This is a genomic window from Mesorhizobium sp. M5C.F.Cr.IN.023.01.1.1, from assembly GCF_003997585.1.
In the GTDB taxonomy this organism is placed as follows: domain Bacteria; phylum Pseudomonadota; class Alphaproteobacteria; order Rhizobiales; family Rhizobiaceae; genus Mesorhizobium; species Mesorhizobium wenxiniae.
Window position 1 is genome coordinate 13,606 of sequence record NZ_RZSU01000023.1, and the last position, 16,734, is coordinate 30,339.

At 62.5% G+C, this 16,734-nt stretch carries 17 protein-coding genes; 12 read left to right on the forward strand and 5 right to left on the reverse strand.

Features of this window, described 5'->3' with window-relative positions:
* The first annotated feature begins 1 nt into the window (after position 1).
* A complete protein-coding gene (locus EOA78_RS12040; protein WP_127315300.1) occupies positions 2-2,443 on the forward strand; it encodes an FAD-dependent oxidoreductase in 2,442 nt (813 codons plus the stop codon).
* A gap of 18 nt (positions 2,444-2,461) precedes the next feature.
* Here the strand turns inward: EOA78_RS12040 and EOA78_RS12045 are convergent, their stop codons facing one another.
* Positions 2,462-2,848: a DoxX family protein gene (locus tag EOA78_RS12045; RefSeq protein ID WP_127315301.1), complete on the reverse strand. Its 387-nt coding sequence runs from the start codon at positions 2,846-2,848 to the stop codon at positions 2,462-2,464.
* A gap of 174 nt (positions 2,849-3,022) precedes the next feature.
* On the opposite strand from EOA78_RS12045, the gene EOA78_RS12050 reads away from it, so the two are divergent.
* Positions 3,023-3,529 (forward strand): hypothetical protein, encoded by a 507-nt coding sequence (locus EOA78_RS12050; protein ID WP_127315355.1) that lies wholly within the window; start codon positions 3,023-3,025, stop codon positions 3,527-3,529.
* A gap of 100 nt (positions 3,530-3,629) precedes the next feature.
* On the opposite strand, the gene EOA78_RS12055 is transcribed toward EOA78_RS12050, so the two are convergent.
* A complete protein-coding gene (locus EOA78_RS12055) occupies positions 3,630-4,406 on the reverse strand; it encodes a VOC family protein (RefSeq protein WP_127315302.1) in 777 nt (258 codons plus the stop codon).
* A 179-nt stretch (positions 4,407-4,585) separates the two neighbouring features.
* Here EOA78_RS12055 and EOA78_RS12060 point away from each other — a divergent pair, with 179 nt between their 5' ends.
* The 6 genes from EOA78_RS12060 (at position 4,586) to EOA78_RS12085 (ending at position 9,656) form a co-directional block, all read left to right on the forward strand.
* Positions 4,586-5,296 (forward strand): gamma-glutamylcyclotransferase, encoded by a 711-nt coding sequence (locus EOA78_RS12060; RefSeq protein ID WP_127315303.1) that lies wholly within the window; start codon positions 4,586-4,588, stop codon positions 5,294-5,296.
* 143 nt (positions 5,297-5,439) lie between these two features.
* Complete coding sequence (locus EOA78_RS12065) at positions 5,440-6,804, forward strand: NAD(P)-dependent oxidoreductase (RefSeq protein ID WP_127315304.1); 1,365 nt, start codon at positions 5,440-5,442, stop codon at positions 6,802-6,804.
* Positions 6,805-6,806: 2 nt separating this feature from the next.
* Complete coding sequence (gene preA, locus EOA78_RS12070; RefSeq protein WP_127315305.1) at positions 6,807-8,120, forward strand: NAD-dependent dihydropyrimidine dehydrogenase subunit PreA; 1,314 nt, start codon at positions 6,807-6,809, stop codon at positions 8,118-8,120.
* A 110-nt stretch (positions 8,121-8,230) separates the two neighbouring features.
* Entirely contained in the window at positions 8,231-8,749 is a 519-nt protein-coding gene (locus EOA78_RS12075; protein ID WP_127315306.1) for an Rrf2 family transcriptional regulator, read from the forward strand.
* 11 nt (positions 8,750-8,760) lie between these two features.
* The gene (locus EOA78_RS12080) at positions 8,761-9,219 is read left to right on the forward strand and encodes a carboxymuconolactone decarboxylase family protein (protein ID WP_127315307.1); all 459 of its coding nucleotides are present in this window, start codon (positions 8,761-8,763) and stop codon (positions 9,217-9,219) included.
* Between the two features lie 59 nt (positions 9,220-9,278).
* Positions 9,279-9,656 (forward strand): DoxX family protein, encoded by a 378-nt coding sequence (locus EOA78_RS12085; RefSeq protein WP_127315308.1) that lies wholly within the window; start codon positions 9,279-9,281, stop codon positions 9,654-9,656.
* 123 nt (positions 9,657-9,779) lie between these two features.
* Here the strand turns inward: EOA78_RS12085 and EOA78_RS12090 are convergent, their stop codons facing one another.
* Both EOA78_RS12090 and EOA78_RS12100 read right to left on the reverse strand, forming a co-directional pair.
* On the reverse strand, positions 9,780-10,613 hold the full coding sequence (locus EOA78_RS12090; RefSeq protein WP_127315309.1) for an SDR family oxidoreductase: 834 nt from the start codon (positions 10,611-10,613) through the stop codon (positions 9,780-9,782).
* Between the two features lie 239 nt (positions 10,614-10,852).
* Positions 10,853-11,482, reverse strand: a complete 630-nt coding sequence (locus EOA78_RS12100; protein ID WP_164783728.1) for a TetR family transcriptional regulator C-terminal domain-containing protein — start codon at positions 11,480-11,482, stop codon at positions 10,853-10,855.
* A 254-nt stretch (positions 11,483-11,736) separates the two neighbouring features.
* On the opposite strand from EOA78_RS12100, the gene EOA78_RS12105 reads away from it, so the two are divergent.
* The 4 genes from EOA78_RS12105 to EOA78_RS12120 all read left to right on the forward strand — a co-directional run bounded on the left by EOA78_RS12105 (position 11,737) and on the right by EOA78_RS12120 (position 16,269).
* Positions 11,737-13,065: an aspartate aminotransferase family protein gene (locus EOA78_RS12105; protein ID WP_127315311.1), complete on the forward strand. Its 1,329-nt coding sequence runs from the start codon at positions 11,737-11,739 to the stop codon at positions 13,063-13,065.
* Between the two features lie 68 nt (positions 13,066-13,133).
* The gene (locus EOA78_RS12110; protein ID WP_127315312.1) at positions 13,134-14,384 is read left to right on the forward strand and encodes a Zn-dependent hydrolase; all 1,251 of its coding nucleotides are present in this window, start codon (positions 13,134-13,136) and stop codon (positions 14,382-14,384) included.
* 62 nt (positions 14,385-14,446) lie between these two features.
* Positions 14,447-15,898, forward strand: coding sequence for a dihydropyrimidinase (hydA, locus tag EOA78_RS12115; protein WP_127315313.1), 1,452 nt, complete (start codon positions 14,447-14,449; stop codon positions 15,896-15,898).
* Positions 15,895-16,269 carry a hypothetical protein gene (locus EOA78_RS12120; RefSeq protein ID WP_245477479.1) on the forward strand — a complete coding sequence of 125 codons (375 nt, stop codon included), beginning with the start codon at positions 15,895-15,897 and terminating at the stop codon, positions 16,267-16,269. Before hydA ends, EOA78_RS12120 begins: the two co-directional genes overlap by 4 nt.
* Before the next feature lie 35 nt (positions 16,270-16,304).
* On the opposite strand, the gene EOA78_RS12125 is transcribed toward EOA78_RS12120, so the two are convergent.
* Entirely contained in the window at positions 16,305-16,709 is a 405-nt protein-coding gene (locus tag EOA78_RS12125; protein ID WP_127315315.1) for a cupin domain-containing protein, read from the reverse strand.
* Positions 16,710-16,734 lie beyond the last annotated feature (25 nt).

The window sequence follows — 16,734 nt, forward strand, 5'->3', positions numbered from 1 at the left end:
CATGAAATCGCATGCAAAGGTCGTGGTCATTGGCGGAGGCGTCGTCGGCTGTTCCGTGCTGTTCCATCTCGCCCGTCACGGCTGGACCGACATTGTGCTTCTGGAGCGTGACGAGCTGACCTCCGGCTCGACTTGGCATGCGGCCGGCGGCATGCATACGATCAATGGCGATCCCAACGTCGCCAAGCTGCAGAAATACACGATCTCGCTCTATAAGGAGATCGAGGAGCTGTCCGGCCAGGCGACCGGCGTGCATCTGACCGGCGGCGTGCTTTTGGCGGCGACCGAGGCGCGGCTCGACTGGCTGCGCGGCGTCGTTGCGAAGGGCCGCTATCTCGGCATCGATCTCGAGGAGATTTCGCCGAGCGAAGCGGCCGAACTGATGCCGCTGCTCGACCCGAAGCAGTTCGTCGGCGCTGTCCGCAACAAGGAGGACGGTCATCTCGATCCCTCGGGGGTCACCCACGCCTATGCCAAGGCCGCGAGAAAACTTGGCGCCGAGGTTGAGCGTTTCACCAAGGTCGAGGGCATCGTGCGCCGCCCCGACGGGCTGTGGCGCGTCATCACCAACAAGGGCGAGGTGGTGGCCGAGCATGTCGTCAACGCCGGCGGTCTATGGGCGCGCGAGGTCGGCCGCATGATCGGGCTGGAACTGCCGGTGCTGGCCATGGAGCACATGTACCTGATCACCGAGGACATGCCGGAAGTCGCCGCCTGGAACCAGAAGACCGGCACGGAGATCATCCACGCGGTCGATTTCGACGGCGAGCTCTATCTGCGCCAGGAGCGCGGCGGCATGCTGATGGGTACCTATGAGAAGGCCAATAAGCCATGGTCCGAATTTTCCACGCCGTGGAATTTCGGCCACGAACTGCTGGAGCCCGACATCGACCGCATCGCGCCGTCGCTGGAAGTCGGCTTCAGGCATTTCCCGGCCTTCCAGAACACCGGCATCAAGCAGATCATCAACGGTCCCTTCACCTTCGCGCCGGACGGCAACCCGCTGGTCGGACCGGTGCGCGGCCTGCCGGGTTTCTGGGTCGCCTGCGGCGTCATGGCGGGTTTCTCACAGGGCGGCGGCGTCGGCCTGGCGCTGGCGAACTGGATGATCGAGGGCGATCCCGGCGCCGACATCTGGGCGATGGATGTCTCGCGCTACGGCGACTGGGCGACGATGGCCTACACCAACGCCAAGGTGCGTGAGAATTATTCGCGGCGTTTTTCCATTCGCTTCCCCAATGAGGAGCTGCCTGCCGGGCGGCCGCTCAAGACCACGCCGGTCTATGACCTTTTGTCGGCCAAGGGCGCGCAATGGGGCGTGGCCTATGGGCTGGAAGTGCCGCTGTGGTATGCGCCCGAGGGCGTCAAGGACGAGTTCTCGTGGCGGCGCTCGAGCGATTTCCAGCATGTCGCAAAAGAGGTGAAGACGGTGCGGACACGTGTCGGCCTGTCGGAAATCTCGTCATTCGCCAAATACAGGGTGACGGGCGAGGGCGCGGCGGGCTGGCTCGACCGCCTGCTTGCCTGCAAGCTGCCAAAACCCGGCCGCATGACGCTGGCGCCGATGCTGAAGGAAGACGGCAGGCTGATCGGCGACTTTTCGCTGGCCAATCTCGGCAGTCCCAATTCCAACGGGGAGGACTGGTTCCTCGCCGGCTCCGGCATTGCCGAGCAGTATCACATGCGCTGGTTCGAGGCGCATCTGCCGCAAGATGGCTCGGTCCGTATCGAGGCGCTGGGGGCGAAGCTGACGGGCCTGTCGATCGCAGGACCCAAGGCGCGGGACGTGTTGGCCAGGGTTACGCGGGCGGATGTGTCGAATGCGGCGTTTCCGTTCATGGCCACGGCCAAGATGGATGTCGGCATGGCGCCGTGCCTGGTCGGCCGCGTCAGCTACACCGGCGATCTCGGCTACGAGATCTGGGTGGCGCCGGAATATCAGCGTGCGGCGTACCAGACCCTGATGGCGGCTGGCGAAGAATTCGGCATCGGCCTGTTCGGCTCGCGCGCGCTCAATGCGCTGCGGCTGGAGAAGAACTACGGCTCGTGGGCGCGCGAATACCGGCCGATCTATGGTCCGCTGGAGGCCGGGCTCGATCGCTTCGTCGCCTACGGGAAAGAAACCGATTTCATCGGCAAGCAGGCGGCACTCGCCGAGCGCCGGCAAGGCGGCAAACTGCGGCTGCGTGCCTTTGTCGTTGATACGGCAGACGCCGACGTCATCGGTGACGAGCCGATCTGGTTCGACGGCGCCGTGCGCGGCTGGGTCACGTCAGGCGGCTACGCGCATCATTCGAAGACGTCTGTGGCTATGGGCTACGTGCCGAAGGAAATCGCCGACAAAGCCGACGGTTTCGAGATCGAGCTCTTGGGTAAGCGCTTTCCCGCGCGCGTGCAGCCGACACCGCTGTTCGACGCGAATCTCGAGCGGATGCGTGGGTAAGGCGCCGCTGGTGGCGGCTCAAGCGCTGCGGCGGTTGTCCAGCGCCAAGGCGCCGGGACCGGCGAACACCAGATAGAGAAAGGTGAAACAGAAAGAGATTGTCGCATCGCCGCTATTGTTGGCGGGGAAGAAATCGCGCGGCATGTGCGCCATGAAATAGGCGATCGCCATCTCGCCGCAGAGCAGGGACGCCACCGGCCGGGTCAGGAGCGCAAGCGGGATGCCGTCGGCGAATTCGAGGTGCCGGCTGCCAGGGGCAGCCCGCTCAAGGTGCCGGCGTGTTTGCTGACCGGGAAAATTGAACAGCTTCTGTGTGCCGTGCTCGATGAACTGCAACGCGGTCATGATGCGCAGAGCGCTCAGCACCTGCGGCTGATATCTGGCGAGGTCGTCGAACGGCTTCAGCTAAACTCCATTTGCCCCGAACCGGCCATAGATTATCGCCCGGCAGGGACCATTCACTTCGCATGGCCTGCCACCAACAATCGGTGATTGGATGTTCCTCGCCCTTTAAATATTTTCTCTCTGGGGTTGTATTACAATCGCTATAGTTGTAGTAATAGCCAGACACTCCAAACCATGTGGGTTCCGTTTGCTATGAGAAAAGTTGTCGTGAGCCTATTCGCCATCCTTGCAGGGACCAGCGTCGCCATGGCCGACGACGCCGGCTGTGCTGCTTTCAAATGGCCGGTGACGCGCGAGCAGGCCCTGTTTGCGGCAGCGCCCGCCGCACAGTCCGGGGCTGGCCTTTCGGTTGGCGAGGCTGCAGATGTCGCGTTGGCGCCGGTCGACACGATCAGCTTCACCGTTCCGCCGGAACGCGTGCCGGCAGCCGGTACATTCGGCGCGACGGCAAGCGTGGCCGTGCCCCCTGAGGGAGAGCTCCAGATCAGCCTGTCTGATGAGGCCTGGGTCGATGTCGTTCAGGACGGCAAAGCCGTGAAGTCGGCGGCTTTCAGTCGTATGAAGACCTGTCCAGGGATCCGCAAGAGCGTGCGCTTCAAGCTGGCCGCCGGACCGGCCACCGTGCAGTTCAGCGGCGCGAAAAAAGAGACCCTCAAGGTCGCGGTGCTGACGCCGGAGTAATTCTCGAAGGGGCCGGAACGACAGGCTCCTCCTTGTCCTGCCGGACATTTCCCCCAATTGGGTCCCAATTGGGGGAGATCGGCCACTGCTGCCGACGTTGTTACCGCACCGGCGCCGTCAGTGCGAAATGGGCGCCTTGTGGGTCCGTGCACATCACAATCCAGCCGCCGCCGGGGACCTCCATCGGGCCCATATGGATCTTGCCGCCATTGTCGGTTACGCGCTTGGCTGCCGCGTCGATGCTAGGCACATTGAAATAGAACTGCCAGACCGGCACGGGAATCTGCTCGGGCTTGTTCATCATGCCGCCGATAGGTTCGCCGCCGGCGGTAAAGAGCTGGTAGATGCCCATCGGCCCCATATCCATGGCGTCGCCCTTGGTCCAACCGAACTGGTCGGAATAGAAGTCGAACGCAGCCCGCCAGTCGGTCGTGTAGAGTTCATGCCAGCCGACATGGCCGGGAGTAGTGGCCGGCACCGGCGGCTGGTCGGGGCCAATTGGCTGCAGGAAGTTGAAGGCCGCGCCTTGCGGATCGGCGACGACGGCAAAGCGGCCGACGCCCGGAATGTCATCGGGTTCGCGGTGAACCGCACCGCCGGCCTCCTTCAGCGATTTCGTCGAGGCATCGACATCCCTGGTGTGGATGTAACCGACCCACGCCGGCGGCATACCCATCTTGCGCACTTCATCCGGCTGCGCCATCAGCCCGCCGACGCCGCGCTCGCCGACATTCATGACGATATAGCGCGGCATGCCTGGTGCGCCGTCGAAGGCCTGCGCCTTCCAGCCGACCACGTCGGTATAGAATGCCTCGGCAGCGTCGAGATCAGTTGTCATCAGCTCGTACCAGAAGAAGGGCATCGGGGACTTTGACATTGTCATCCTCCTTGGGTTTCCAGTTGTGGATTGTGGTTCGATCCATCCTAGGACGATCTTGGCGACAGAAATCCGACATCTGGGCCACAAATCGATGGCGGCAAGGCGTCCCTCATTTCGCAATCTTGCGCATGTTGCGGTTTTCGACTTTGCTTGCCGTCAACGAGGGTTGTTGATCCATGCGCCGGATGTCGCTCACTTCAGAGCTTGTCGCGCAATGCCATCGGGAGGAGGCCGATCCCGGTCCCGATGGAAGTTGGACGCAACTGAACGATGAGGATTTCCAGACCCTCGCGTCGCGGCTATCGAGTGAAGCAGACGCGGGCCCCTTGTGGGTGTTCGCCTATGGCTCGCTGATCTGGAAGCCGGCTTTCGAGTCCGTCGAACAACAGCGCGCCACCGCTTTCGGCTGGCACCGGTCCTTCTGTCTCGACATTGCCCGCTGGCGCGGCAGCGCTGCGCAGCCGGGACTGATGATGGCGCTCGAACGAGGTGGGCGATGCGATGGTGTGATCTACCGCTTGCCGGAGGGGGAAAAGCCGCTGCAGATCGAAAAACTGTTGCGGCGCGAGATCGACGATCACGAGAGTGTCGGCTCGGTCAGATGGCTTCCGGTGCGTACGGCTCAAGGCACGCTCTGGGCGCTGGGCGTCGGCGTAACCGGCAGGGGCACCTCGCTCAATCAGCCCTTGGAAAATGTGGCGCGGGTGCTGGCCAGGGCATGCGGGCATGTCGGGTCCGGCGCCGAATACCTCTACAACACCGTCCATCACCTGGAAGCGTTCGGCATTCGCGACCGCAATCTGCGGCGGCTGCAGGAACTGGTCGCGCACGAGATCAGGTCGATCCATGGCGGTGCCCCTGATCTTGACCTCCCCTCCGCACAGTAATCGCGCGTAAAATCTCAAAAAACATGAGTATCTTTATCATGTTTTACTCAGCCTTTTCAGCGGCTTGCGTCAAAAATTGACCAATTGATAAAAAAACAAAACGTGCTAGCCTTCCCCAAAACAACAAGGAATGGGGAAGCGGAATGGCGACTGGTCATTTCAAGCAGGGCATTGCCGGCGGCCGGCTTTCGCCCGAACAATATGCGGATAATTTTTCCGACCTGCATCCGCCGCTCGATCATCATGAGGCGTTGGTCGAGTCCGATCGCTGCTATTTCTGCTATGACGCGCCGTGCATGAACGCATGCCCGACCTCGATCGACATCCCGCTGTTCATCCGCCAGATCTCGACAGGCAATCCGATCGGCTCGGCCAAGACGATTTTCGACCAGAATATTTTGGGCGGCATGTGCGCTCGCGTCTGCCCGACAGAGACACTGTGCGAAGAGGTCTGCGTGCGCGAAGTGGCGGAAGGCAAGCCGGTGCAGATCGGCCGCCTGCAGCGTTATGCCACCGACGTCGCCATGGCTGAGAATAAGCAATTCTATGCGCGCGCCGCCCCGACCGGCAAGACGATCGCCGTGGTCGGCGCCGGACCGGCCGGCCTTGCCGCCGCCCATCGGCTCGCCCGCCATGGTCATGAGGTGACCATCCTGGAAGCCCGCCCGAAAGCCGGCGGTCTCAATGAATACGGCATCGCCGCCTACAAGAGCATCGACAATTTCGCCCAGGCCGAGGTCGATTATATCCTGTCGATCGGCGGCATCGATATCCAGAACGGCAAGGCGCTCGGCCGCGACTACCAGCTGTCGGACCTGACAAGGAATTACGACGCGGTGTTTCTCGGCATGGGGCTTGGCGGCGTCAACGCGCTGCGCGCCGATGGCGAGGACGCGCAAGGCGTGACCAATGCGGTGGAGTTCATAGCGGAGCTTCGCCAGGCCAGTGACCTTGCCAGCCTGCCGGTCGGCCGGCGGGTCGTCGTAATCGGCGGCGGCATGACTGCGATAGATGCGGCGGTGCAATCGAAGCTGCTCGGCGCCGAAGAGGTGACGATCTGCTATCGGCGCGGGCAGGAGCACATGAACGCTTCCGACTTCGAGCAGGACCTGGCCGCCGCCAACGGCGTCATCATCCGTCACTGGCTGCAGCCGAAGCGGGTCATTGCCGCAGGCGGCAAGGTGTCTGGCATTGAACTCGAATACACGGCAATGGATGGCGACAAGCTCGTCGGCACCGGCGAGCGGCTGACGCTCACCGCCGACCAGGTGTTCAAAGCCATCGGCCAGAGCTTTGTCCCGGCTGCGCTCAACGGCAGCGGTGCCTTGCTTGCTTTGGAGGGCGGCCGCATCAAGGTCGATGTCGAAGGCCGCACTTCGTTGCCAAATGTCTGGGCCGGCGGCGACTGCATCTTCGGTGGCGACGACCTTACCGTCTCGGCCGTTGCACAGGGCCGCGACGCGGCCGAATCGATCCACCGGGCACTGACCTCGAACGGGAGGGCATGAGCATGGCAGACATCCGCAACAATTTCGTCGGCATCAAATCGCCGAATCCGTTCTGGCTGGCTTCGGCACCGCCGACCGACAAGGCCTACAACGTCATCCGAGCCTTCAGGGCGGGCTGGGGTGGCGTGGTGTGGAAGACGCTTGGCGAAGAGGGGCCGCCGGTGGTCAACGTCAACGGTCCGCGCTACGGCGCGATCTGGGGCGCCGATCGGCGCCTGCTCGGCCTCAACAACATCGAACTGATCACCGACCGCGACCTGCAGGTCAATCTGCGCGAGATCAAGCAGGTCAAGATGGACTGGCCCGACCGAGCCATCGTCGTGTCGTTGATGGTGCCTTGCGAGGAGCATGCGTGGAAGGCCATCCTGCCGGTGGTCGAGGAGACGGGGGCCGACGGCATCGAGCTCAATTTCGGCTGCCCGCACGGCATGTCGGAACGCGGCATGGGCTCGGCGGTCGGCCAGGTGCCGGAATACATCGAAATGGTGGTGCGCTGGTGCAAGGCCAACACCCGCATGCCTGTTATCACCAAGCTGACGCCCAACATCACCGATGTGCGCAAGCCGGCGCGTGCCGCCCTTGCCGGCGGCACCGACGCCGTCTCGCTGATCAACACCATCAATTCCATCACCGGCGTCAATCTCGATAGTTTCGCACCGGAGCCGACGATCGACGGCAAGGGTTCGCATGGCGGCTATTGCGGCCCGGCGGTGAAGCCGATCGCCATGAACATGGTGGCCGAGATCGCCCGCGATCCGGAAACGCACGGGCTGCCGATCTCCGGTATCGGTGGCATCACCACGTGGCGTGACGCCGCCGAATTCATGGCGCTCGGCGCCGGCAATGTGCAGGTGTGCACGGCGGCGATGACCTATGGCTTCAAGATCGTGCAGGAGATGATCGCCGGCCTGGAAAACTGGATGGACGAGAAGGGCCATGCCTCGCTGGACGACATTATCGGCCGCGCCACGCCCAACGTTACCGACTGGCAATATCTCAACCTCAACTACGTCGCCAAAGCGCATATTGACCAGGAGGCCTGCATCAAATGCGGCCGCTGCCACATCGCCTGCGAGGACACTTCGCACCAGGCGATCACCGCAATCGTCGACGGCGTCAGGCATTTCGAGGTGATCGAGGCGGAATGCGTCGGCTGCAATCTCTGCGTCAATGTCTGCCCGGTCGAGAACTGCATCACCATGGAGCCGCTCGCGGCTGGCGTGATGGACCAGCGCACCGGCAGACCGGTGTCGCCGATCTACGCCAACTGGACGACGCATCCGAACAATCCGATGGCCAAGGTGGCGGCGGAATAGGGCGCAGCCTGTTGTGGAAAAGCGGCGCCTGCGGGCGCCGCTTTTTCAAATCGTATTGCAGATAATAATTATCCACGATAATATGTATCCATGAATTGGAGATCAGCACAATGAAGCTGGGCGAGGGCGTCGAAGCGGCCATCCACTGTGCCGCGATGCTTGCCGGCATGGAAGGCGCGGCGACCATGCCGGGTGCTGCTATGGCGGAAGCGTTCGGCCTGTCGCCGAGCTATCTCCTCAAGCATCTCAACGCGTTGACGGCGTCGGGCATCCTGGAATCGGTGCCGGGGCCATCGGGCGGTTACCGGCTGGCGAGGCCGGCCGAGCGGATAACGCTGCTCGACATCGTGCTCGCCGTGGAAGGAGGCGAACCGGCCTTCCGCTGCGGCGAAATCCGTCAGCGCGGGCCGGTCAGGCTCGATGCATCGGTCTATGTCAAACCTTGCGGCATCAACGTCGCGATGCTGAAGGCCGAGCGCGCCTATCGCGCCGCTCTTGCCGAGGCGCGGCTGTCCGACATCGTGGCGGGATACATGAGCGATGCCGATCCTCGTTCAGTCGCCGCAAACTGCGCCTTTGTCGAGCGCCATCAACGACCGCGGAAATCGAGTGCAACCAAGCAAGCATGAAAGGTAAAGCGATGAAACAGAGGCTGCAATTTTTCGGTGCGGCGCCGGAGATCATGAAAGCGGTGTCGGCGCTCAACAAGACGGTCGACGAATGCGGGCTCGAGAAAAGCCTGTTGCACCTGATCAAGCTGCGGGCGTCGCAGATCAATGGCTGTTCGTATTGCGTCGAGATGCACAGCCGCGAGGCGCGCCATGACGGCGAGACCGAACAGCGGCTTTATCTCGTCTCCGCCTGGAAGGAATCGCCGCTGTTTTCCGCGCGCGAACGCGCTGCCTTCGCCTGGACCGAAGCGGTGACGAAGATCGCCGATAACGGTGTCTCGGACGAACTCTATGCGCGGACGCTCGAGCATTTCTCGGAAGAGGAACTGGTCAAGCTGTCTGTCGCGCTTGGCATGATCAACACCTGGAACCGGCTTTGCATCCCGTTCCAGGCCATTCATCCGATGCCGGCGGCGAACGCCGCCTGAGCGGTCGAACCGGCGCGCGGCCTTGCGCCGCGTGCCCTTTTTTTTTGGAGATCAATAAGATGTTGGCGAATTTTGAGAATGAGATTCTTCTTGTCGCCCGCCTGCTGCTTGGCGGCGCGTTCGTCTTTGCCGGTCTGCGCAACATCCAGAATGCAGGCTTCCTGACCAAGTTGATGGCGACGCGCGGCGTGCCGCAGGCGCGGCTGATGCTGTGGCTGGGGATCGTACTGCAGATCGTCGCCGGAGTTCTGGTGATATCAGGTGTCTGGACCGCCGCCGCCGCTCTGTGCTTGGTGCTGTTCCTAATTGTCGCCACCCCGATGTTCCACAATTTCTGGGATCACCAGGGTCCGGAGCGCGCCGCCCGCATCAACGGCTTTGTCGCCAATGTCGCGCTGACGGGTGGGTTCCTGGCGCTGGCGGCGCAGCCGCTTTAACGGTTCGGCGGCCGCCTCGCGGAGGCGCCACGGTCTTTGGCGACAGACAGCTTCCGCGCCGCGAGGCCGATGCGGAAGAGCCGCCGACGATCACGGCATGTGAGGATTTCTCGCTCGTGAAACCTATCTCGACGTTAAGGTAGCCGACTGATGCCCGACGAGATCGAGGCTCAGTGTCCGCAATTGCTGTCTCGCCTTTGCGTCATAGGCCTGCGCATCGGCGCGCGATTCCTTCTGGCCGTCGAAATAGAGGCCGCTCCGCCCTTCGAGCGCGGGCGACGTGGCAAGGTTGAGGATGGCATCGGCGCCGGTCTCGACCGAACTCCACGGCGTGACGCCGGCTTGCCGGACCATGGTGGTGTTCATGTAGCTTGCAGGATGCAGGCTGTTAGCGGTGACGCCGGTGTTCTTCAGTTCCTGTGCCAGGTCGATGGTGAACATGATCTGCGCCAGCTTGCTCTGGCAGTAGGCGCGGACGCCGTCATAGTTGCGGGTCAGCATGAGATCGTCGAAATCGATCGCCTGCTGGCCGGCCGAGGCGACATTGACAATGCGCGCCGGCGCACTCGCCTTGAGCAGCGGCAGAAGCTCTGATGTCAGCAGGAAGCCGGCGAGATAGTTGACGGCAAAGCGCAGTTCGTAGCCGTCGGCGCTGACTTGTCGTTTGGTGCCGGCGGTGCCGATGCCGGCATTGTTGATGAGGATATCGAGCCGGCCCGTGCGCGCGCGAACAGCGTCGGCGAGACGCCGGACTTCGGCCAGGGACGAGAGGTCGCCGACGAGAAGCTCGGCCTTGCCGCCAGCGGCTTCGATCTCAGCGACGACATTCTTGCCCCGTGTCGCATCACGGCCATGCACAAGGACCCGCGCGCCGCCGGCGCCGAGCCTTTGCGCGACCACGCGGCCGACGCCGTCCGTCGATCCGGTGATGAGGACGGTCCTGTCTTTCAGTTCCATGCCTGGAGCCTCCATGTTGTTGCTCTGGGTGAGATGTGGCATCCGATACACCTGTAAAGCATGTCAGATATCCGACGGCCGGCAGCATGGCGTTCGAGCATATGAGTTTTTCGATAGAGGACGGCTCGGATATGAAGCTGATCGTCTACACGCCACTCTCCGAGCAGAACTTGATCGCCAAGCTGGAAAAGCTGCTGGAAGCATTGCGGCCGAGCGGCGCAGCGCCTGAACCATCGAGGTCAGGTTTTCGGTTTCAGCCCTTCGATGAACAGCTGCTCGAGAAATCTTGCCGCATCCTCGAAACGGCCGTCACCGCCGCGGTTGGGCCCGAGCACGGCGCGGACCTGAACGTCGAAATCGGCATAGTGCTGCGTCGTCGCCCAGATCGAGAAGATCAGGTGCCAGGGGTCGGTGCGGGCGATCTTGCCGGCGCGCATCCAACTCTTGATGATGGCGGCCTTCTCGTCGACCAGCGTCTTCAGCTCGCCTTCAAGCATCGGCATGATGCGCGGCGCGCCCTGCAGGATCTCGTTGGCGAACAGCCGGCTTTCCCTAGGAAAATCGCGCGCCATTTCGAGTTTGCGCCTGATGTAGCTGCGCAATTCGGTTAAGGGATCGCCGATGTCGTCGAGTTCGCGCAACGGCGCCAGCCAGGTGTCCAGAAGCCGCTGCATCAGCGTCTCGTGGATGTCCTCCTTGCGGCGGAAATAGTAGAGCAGATTCGGCTTCGACATTCCGGCGGCTTCGGCGATCTGGTCGATGGTCGAGCCGCGAAAGCCGTTGGTTGAGAAGACCTCGAGCGCCGCCCCCAGGATGAGCTCGCGCTTTTCCTGCTGGATGCGGGTGCGGCGCGGGGCAGGGGTGTCCATGCCTGTCGTCATCCTCGCAGGACATTGCCGCGAGGGTCATCTGGACCAATTCTCTGGACCAGTTTTTCTCCGGCCTGTGGAGCGCGCCTCAGCTGCCGCATTTCCGCTAGTAATCCCTTGACCGCCGTCAGGGCGGTGCTAACGTTTGTCCAATCGGTCAAAATTTGCGTAGCACGAAAACGCAGCAGAGACCAAGTGTCGGGAAGACCAAGCGTTAGCCGCACCGAAACAGGTTACAAGGGGAAGTCTTGGTCATGTCCAACCGGCTAAAGGTCACGCCGAACGATCTCAGCGCATTCTGGATGCCGTTCACGGCGAACCGGCAATTCAAACAGGCGCCTCGCATGATGGTGTCCGCCAAGGACATGCATTACACGACCAGCGACGGGCGCAAGGTTCTCGACGGCACCGCCGGCCTGTGGTGCGTCAATGCCGGCCACTGCCGGCCGAAGATCACCGAGGCGATCCAGCAACAGGCCGCCGAACTCGACTATGCGCCGGCCTTTCAGATGGGCCACCCGATCGTCTTCGAACTGGCGAACCGTTTGGTCGACCTCGCGCCGAAGGGCATGGACCACGTGTTCTTCACCAATTCCGGATCGGAATCGGTGGAGACCGCGCTGAAGATGGCGATCGCCTACCATCGCGCCAAAGGTGAGGGCTCACGCACCCGCCTGATCGGTCGCGAGCGCGGCTATCACGGCGTCAATTTCGGCGGCATCTCGGTCGGCGGTATCGTCACCAATCGCAAGATGTTCGGCACGCTGCTCGGTGGCGTCGACCACATGCCGCACACGCATCTTCCCGAGAAGAATTCGTTCACCAAGGGCGTGCCCGAGCATGGCGCGGAATTGGCCAACGAACTGGAGCGCATTGTTGCGCTGCATGATGCCTCGACCATCGCGGCCGTCATCGTCGAGCCGGTGGCCGGTTCCACCGGCGTCATCCTGCCGCCGAAGGGCTATCTCGAGAGGCTACGCGAGATTTGCACCAAGCACGGCATCCTGTTGATCTTCGACGAGGTCATCACCGGCTTCGGCCGCCTCGGCACGCCGTTTGCCGCCGACTATTTCGGCGTCACCCCCGATATTATGACGACCGCCAAGGGCGTCTCCAATGGCGTCATCCCGATGGGCGCGGTGTTCGTCAAGAAGGAGATCCACGACGCCTTCATGACCGGCCCCGAGCATATGATCGAGTTCTTCCACGGCTACACCTATTCGGGCAATCCGATCGCCTGTGCGGCTGCGCTCGGCACGCTCGACACCTACAAGGAAGAGGGGCTGCTGACCCGCGGCGAGGAACTGGCGCCGTATTGGGAAGACGCGCTGCATTCGCTGAAGGGCGAGCCGAACGTCATCGATATCCGCAACATCGGCCTGATCGGCGCGATCGAGCTGGCACCCATTCCCGGCAGTCCGACCAAGCGTGCCTTCTCGGCCTTCGTCAAGGCGTTCGAGCGCGGCGCTCTGATCCGCACCACCGGCGACATCATCGCGCTGTCGCCGCCGCTGATCATCACCAAGGGCCAGATCAACGAATTGATCGACCATGTGCGTGAAGTGCTGAGGGCGGTGGACTAGATACTCGACAACGTATAGGGCGGCGACGGGAACCGTCGCCCTATATGTGAATAATGAGAGGAAGTTGAATGGCCGCTCCCGGCGAGAATCTGCGAATCAATTCAGACCGTTTGTGGGATTCGATAATGGAGATGGCGAAGATCGGCCCCGGCATTGCCGGCGGCAACAATCGCCAGACATTGACCGACGAGGACGGCGAGGGGCGGCATCTGTTCAGGCGCTGGTGCGAGGCGGCGGGGCTCGAAATGGGCCTCGACGAGATGGGCACGATGTTTGCCCGCCGCGAAGGCGCCGACCCTGATCTGCCGCCGGTCTATGTCGGCAGCCATCTCGACACCCAGCCGACCGGCGGCAAGTATGACGGCGTGCTCGGCGTGCTTGGCGGGTTGGAGATCGTGCGCTCGCTCAACGAGCTCGGCATCAAGACCAAACATCCGATCGTCGTCACAAACTGGACGAACGAGGAAGGCGCGCGTTTCGCGCCGGCCATGATGGCATCCGGCGTCTTCGCCGGCGTCCTCGACCAGGCCGACGTCTATTCCCATGTCGACAAGGACGGCAAGAAATTTGGCGAGGAGCTCGAACGCATCGGCTGGAAGGGCACCGAGAAAGTCGGCGCGCGCCAAATCCACGCCTTCTTCGAGCTGCATATCGAGCAAGGTCCGATCCTCGAGGACGAAGGCATCGACATCGGCGTCGTCACCCATGGCCAGGGACTGAAATGGCTGCAGGTGACGTTGACCGGCAGGGAGGCGCATACCGGCTCGACGCCGATGCCGAAGCGCCGCAACGCCGGGCTCGGCATGGCGCGGGTGATCGAGCTGGTGCACGAGATCGCCATGGACTACCAGCCCGATGCCGTAGGCGCGGTCGGCCACATGGAAGTCTATCCGAACTCGCGCAACATCATCGCCGGACGCACCGTCTTCACCATCGACATCCGCTCGCCGGAAAAGGAGGTGCTCGACGCGATGGACGGGCGCATCCGGGAAGGCATCGACACGATCTGCGAGGCGCTCGATATCAAATATCAAATCGAGCAGGTCGGCCATTTCGATCCGGTCGCTTTCGATCCGGGCTGCGTCAAGGCTGTGCGGGATGCGGCGGAGCGCTTGGGTTATACGCATCGCAACATCGTCTCCGGCGCCGGCCATGACGCCTGCTGGATCAACCGCGTCGCGCCCACCGCAATGGTGATGTGCCCTTGCGTCGACGGGCTGTCGCACAATGAGGCTGAGGAAATCTCCAAGGAATGGGCGGCGGCCGGCGCCGACGTGCTGTTCCACGCGGTGGTGGAAACAGCGGTGATTGTGGAGTGAACTAGAAACCAAGATTTCGAACGCCGCTCAACAAGAAGCGCGAGAAAAACAAGGGAACAAAAATGACCAAAGTCATCAGGAATGGCACCATTGTCACCGCCGATCGCACCTGGAAGGCCGACCTGCTGATGCAGCACGGCAAGATCGTCGCCATCGGCTCCAACCTACATGGCGACCATGAGTTCGACGGCACCGGCTGCTATGTCATGCCGGGCGGCATCGATCCGCACACCCATCTCGAAATGCCGTTCATGGGCACCTACTCGGCCGATGATTTTGAGAGCGGCACGCGCGCCGCACTTGCCGGCGGCACCACGATGGTCGTCGATTTTTGTCTGCCGTCGCCGCAGCAATCGCTGCTTGAGGCCTTGCAGATGTGGGACAACAAGACCTCGAAAGCCTCCTGCGACTATTCCTTCCACATGGCGATCACCTGGTGGGGCAAGCAGGTGTTCGACGAGATGGCTGATGTCGTCGACAAGGGCATAACCTCGTTCAAGCACTTCATGGCCTACAAGGGCGCGCTGATGGTCGACGATGACGAGATGTATTCGTCGTTCCAGCGCTGCGCCGACCTTGGCGCGCTGCCGTTGGTTCATGCCGAGAATGGCGATGTGGTGGCGGCGCTTTCGCAGAAGCTTCTGGCTGCCGGCAACAACGGCCCGGAGGGGCATGCCTATTCGCGCCCGCCGGAGGTCGAAGGCGAGGCGACTAACCGCGCCATCATGATCGCCGACATGGCCGGCGTGCCGCTCTATGTCGTGCATGTCTCCTGCGAGCAGGCTCACGAAGCCATTCGGCGGGCGCGGCAGAAAGGCATGCGCGTCTTCGGCGAGCCGCTGATCCAGCATTTGACGCTCGACGAGAGCGAATATTTCAACAAGGACTGGGATCATGCGGCGCGCCGCGTGATGAGCCCGCCCTTCCGCAACAAATTGCATCAGGACTCGCTGTGGGCCGGCCTGCAGGCCGGATCGCTGCAAGTGGTGGCGACCGACCATTGCGCCTTCACCACTAGCCAAAAGCGCAACGGCGTCGGCGATTTCACCAAAATCCCGAACGGCACCGGCGGGCTCGAGGACCGCTTGCCGGTGCTGTGGACGACGGGCGTCAACACCGGCCGGCTGACGATGAACGAATTCGTCGCGGTGACCTCGACCAACATCGCCAAGATCCTCAACATGTATCCGAAGAAGGGCGCCATCGTTGAAGGTGCGGACGCCGACATCCTCGTCTGGGACCCGAAGCGCAAGAAGAAGATCACGGCCAAAAAGCAGCAGTCGGTGATCGACTATAACGTCTTCGAAGGTTTTGAGGTAACCGGCCTGCCGCGCTTTGTCTTCTCGCGCGGCGAACTGTCGATCCAGGAAGCTGAGGTCAAGGCGAAGCCCGGCCATGGCGAGTTCGTCGCTCGCGAGCCGAATGCAGCGGTCAACCGGGCGCTGTCGACCTGGAAGGAAATTTCCGCACCGCGCAAGGTGGAACGCACCGGCATTCCGGCGACCGGAGTGTGAGCTTGGCGCGTTCGGCAGCGATCGCCTCCCTGGTTGTGGCGAGCATTACCCGCGTACCGGCAGCGACTGAGATTCTTGCCGGTTCCTATGGCAATGATGTCGGTTGTGCCGGTGTATGGCGCGGCTATCAGAACAGCGATGCCTATGTCGTGCTGACCGCCGACGGCGTCGAAACCTATGGCAGCGGCTGCCGGTTCGCGCGGCAACTGGTGACGGCGCCTGGTACGCAGTCGTTGAGCTCGACCTGTTTCGCTGAAGGCGAGGAGGGAACGACGACTGAGACCGTCAAGGTCACCAACAAGGGAGCTGACGGTTTCTTCGTGACCATTCCCGGCCTTGAAGAGATAGGGCCGTTGAAGTCATGTTCGTGACGGTGCCGATGATGGCCTCTCCGTCGGTGCCGACCTCAGGCGACCAGCCCATCCAGTTCCGGCAGCAGGACGACACTTTCCTGTTCGTTGGGATCGGTGCGGGCGATGACCGCCGAGGCCGAACTGTCGCTCAGATTGGCCGGCAGATGCGGCACCCCGGCAGGAATGTAGAAGAGGTCGCCGGCCTTGACCACGATCTGCTGTTCGAGCCGGTCGCCATACCAGGTATGAACCTCGCCGGAGAGCACATAGATCGCCGTTTCATGGCTTTCGTGCATATGCGCCTTGGCGCGGGCACCGGGCGGCATGGTCAGCAGGTGCATGCAGATGCCGGTCGAGCCGACCGTCTCGGCGGCGATGCCGGCGAAATAACTCAGTCCCTGCTTGCCTTCATAAGAGCTTTCAGGGCGGATAAGATGACACGTGGGTTTGGACGACATCTGGGATGCTCCGGGCGTCGATCGA

What these genes read in the sequence shown, in the direction of transcription:
- EOA78_RS12055 (WP_127315302.1), bottom strand. Translation starts at nt 4,406, where the DNA reads ATGTCAAAGTCCCCGATGCCCTTCTTCTGGTACGAGCTGATGACAACT.
- EOA78_RS12075 (WP_127315306.1), top strand. Translation starts at nt 8,231, where the DNA reads ATGAAGCTGGGCGAGGGCGTCGAAGCGGCCATCCACTGTGCCGCGATG.
- EOA78_RS12085 (WP_127315308.1), top strand. Translation starts at nt 9,279, where the DNA reads ATGTTGGCGAATTTTGAGAATGAGATTCTTCTTGTCGCCCGCCTGCTG.
- EOA78_RS12040 (WP_127315300.1), top strand. Translation starts at nt 2, where the DNA reads ATGAAATCGCATGCAAAGGTCGTGGTCATTGGCGGAGGCGTCGTCGGC.
- EOA78_RS12110 (WP_127315312.1), top strand. Translation starts at nt 13,134, where the DNA reads ATGGCCGCTCCCGGCGAGAATCTGCGAATCAATTCAGACCGTTTGTGG.
- EOA78_RS12090 (WP_127315309.1), bottom strand. Translation starts at nt 10,613, where the DNA reads ATGGAACTGAAAGACAGGACCGTCCTCATCACCGGATCGACGGACGGC.
- hydA (WP_127315313.1), top strand. Translation starts at nt 14,447, where the DNA reads ATGACCAAAGTCATCAGGAATGGCACCATTGTCACCGCCGATCGCACC.
- EOA78_RS12050 (WP_127315355.1), top strand. Translation starts at nt 3,023, where the DNA reads ATGTGGGTTCCGTTTGCTATGAGAAAAGTTGTCGTGAGCCTATTCGCC.
- EOA78_RS12065 (WP_127315304.1), top strand. Translation starts at nt 5,440, where the DNA reads ATGGCGACTGGTCATTTCAAGCAGGGCATTGCCGGCGGCCGGCTTTCG.
- EOA78_RS12125 (WP_127315315.1), bottom strand. Translation starts at nt 16,709, where the DNA reads ATGTCGTCCAAACCCACGTGTCATCTTATCCGCCCTGAAAGCTCTTAT.
- EOA78_RS12100 (WP_164783728.1), bottom strand. Translation starts at nt 11,482, where the DNA reads ATGGACACCCCTGCCCCGCGCCGCACCCGCATCCAGCAGGAAAAGCGC.
- EOA78_RS12060 (WP_127315303.1), top strand. Translation starts at nt 4,586, where the DNA reads ATGCGCCGGATGTCGCTCACTTCAGAGCTTGTCGCGCAATGCCATCGG.
- EOA78_RS12105 (WP_127315311.1), top strand. Translation starts at nt 11,737, where the DNA reads ATGTCCAACCGGCTAAAGGTCACGCCGAACGATCTCAGCGCATTCTGG.
- preA (WP_127315305.1), top strand. Translation starts at nt 6,807, where the DNA reads ATGGCAGACATCCGCAACAATTTCGTCGGCATCAAATCGCCGAATCCG.
- EOA78_RS12080 (WP_127315307.1), top strand. Translation starts at nt 8,761, where the DNA reads ATGAAACAGAGGCTGCAATTTTTCGGTGCGGCGCCGGAGATCATGAAA.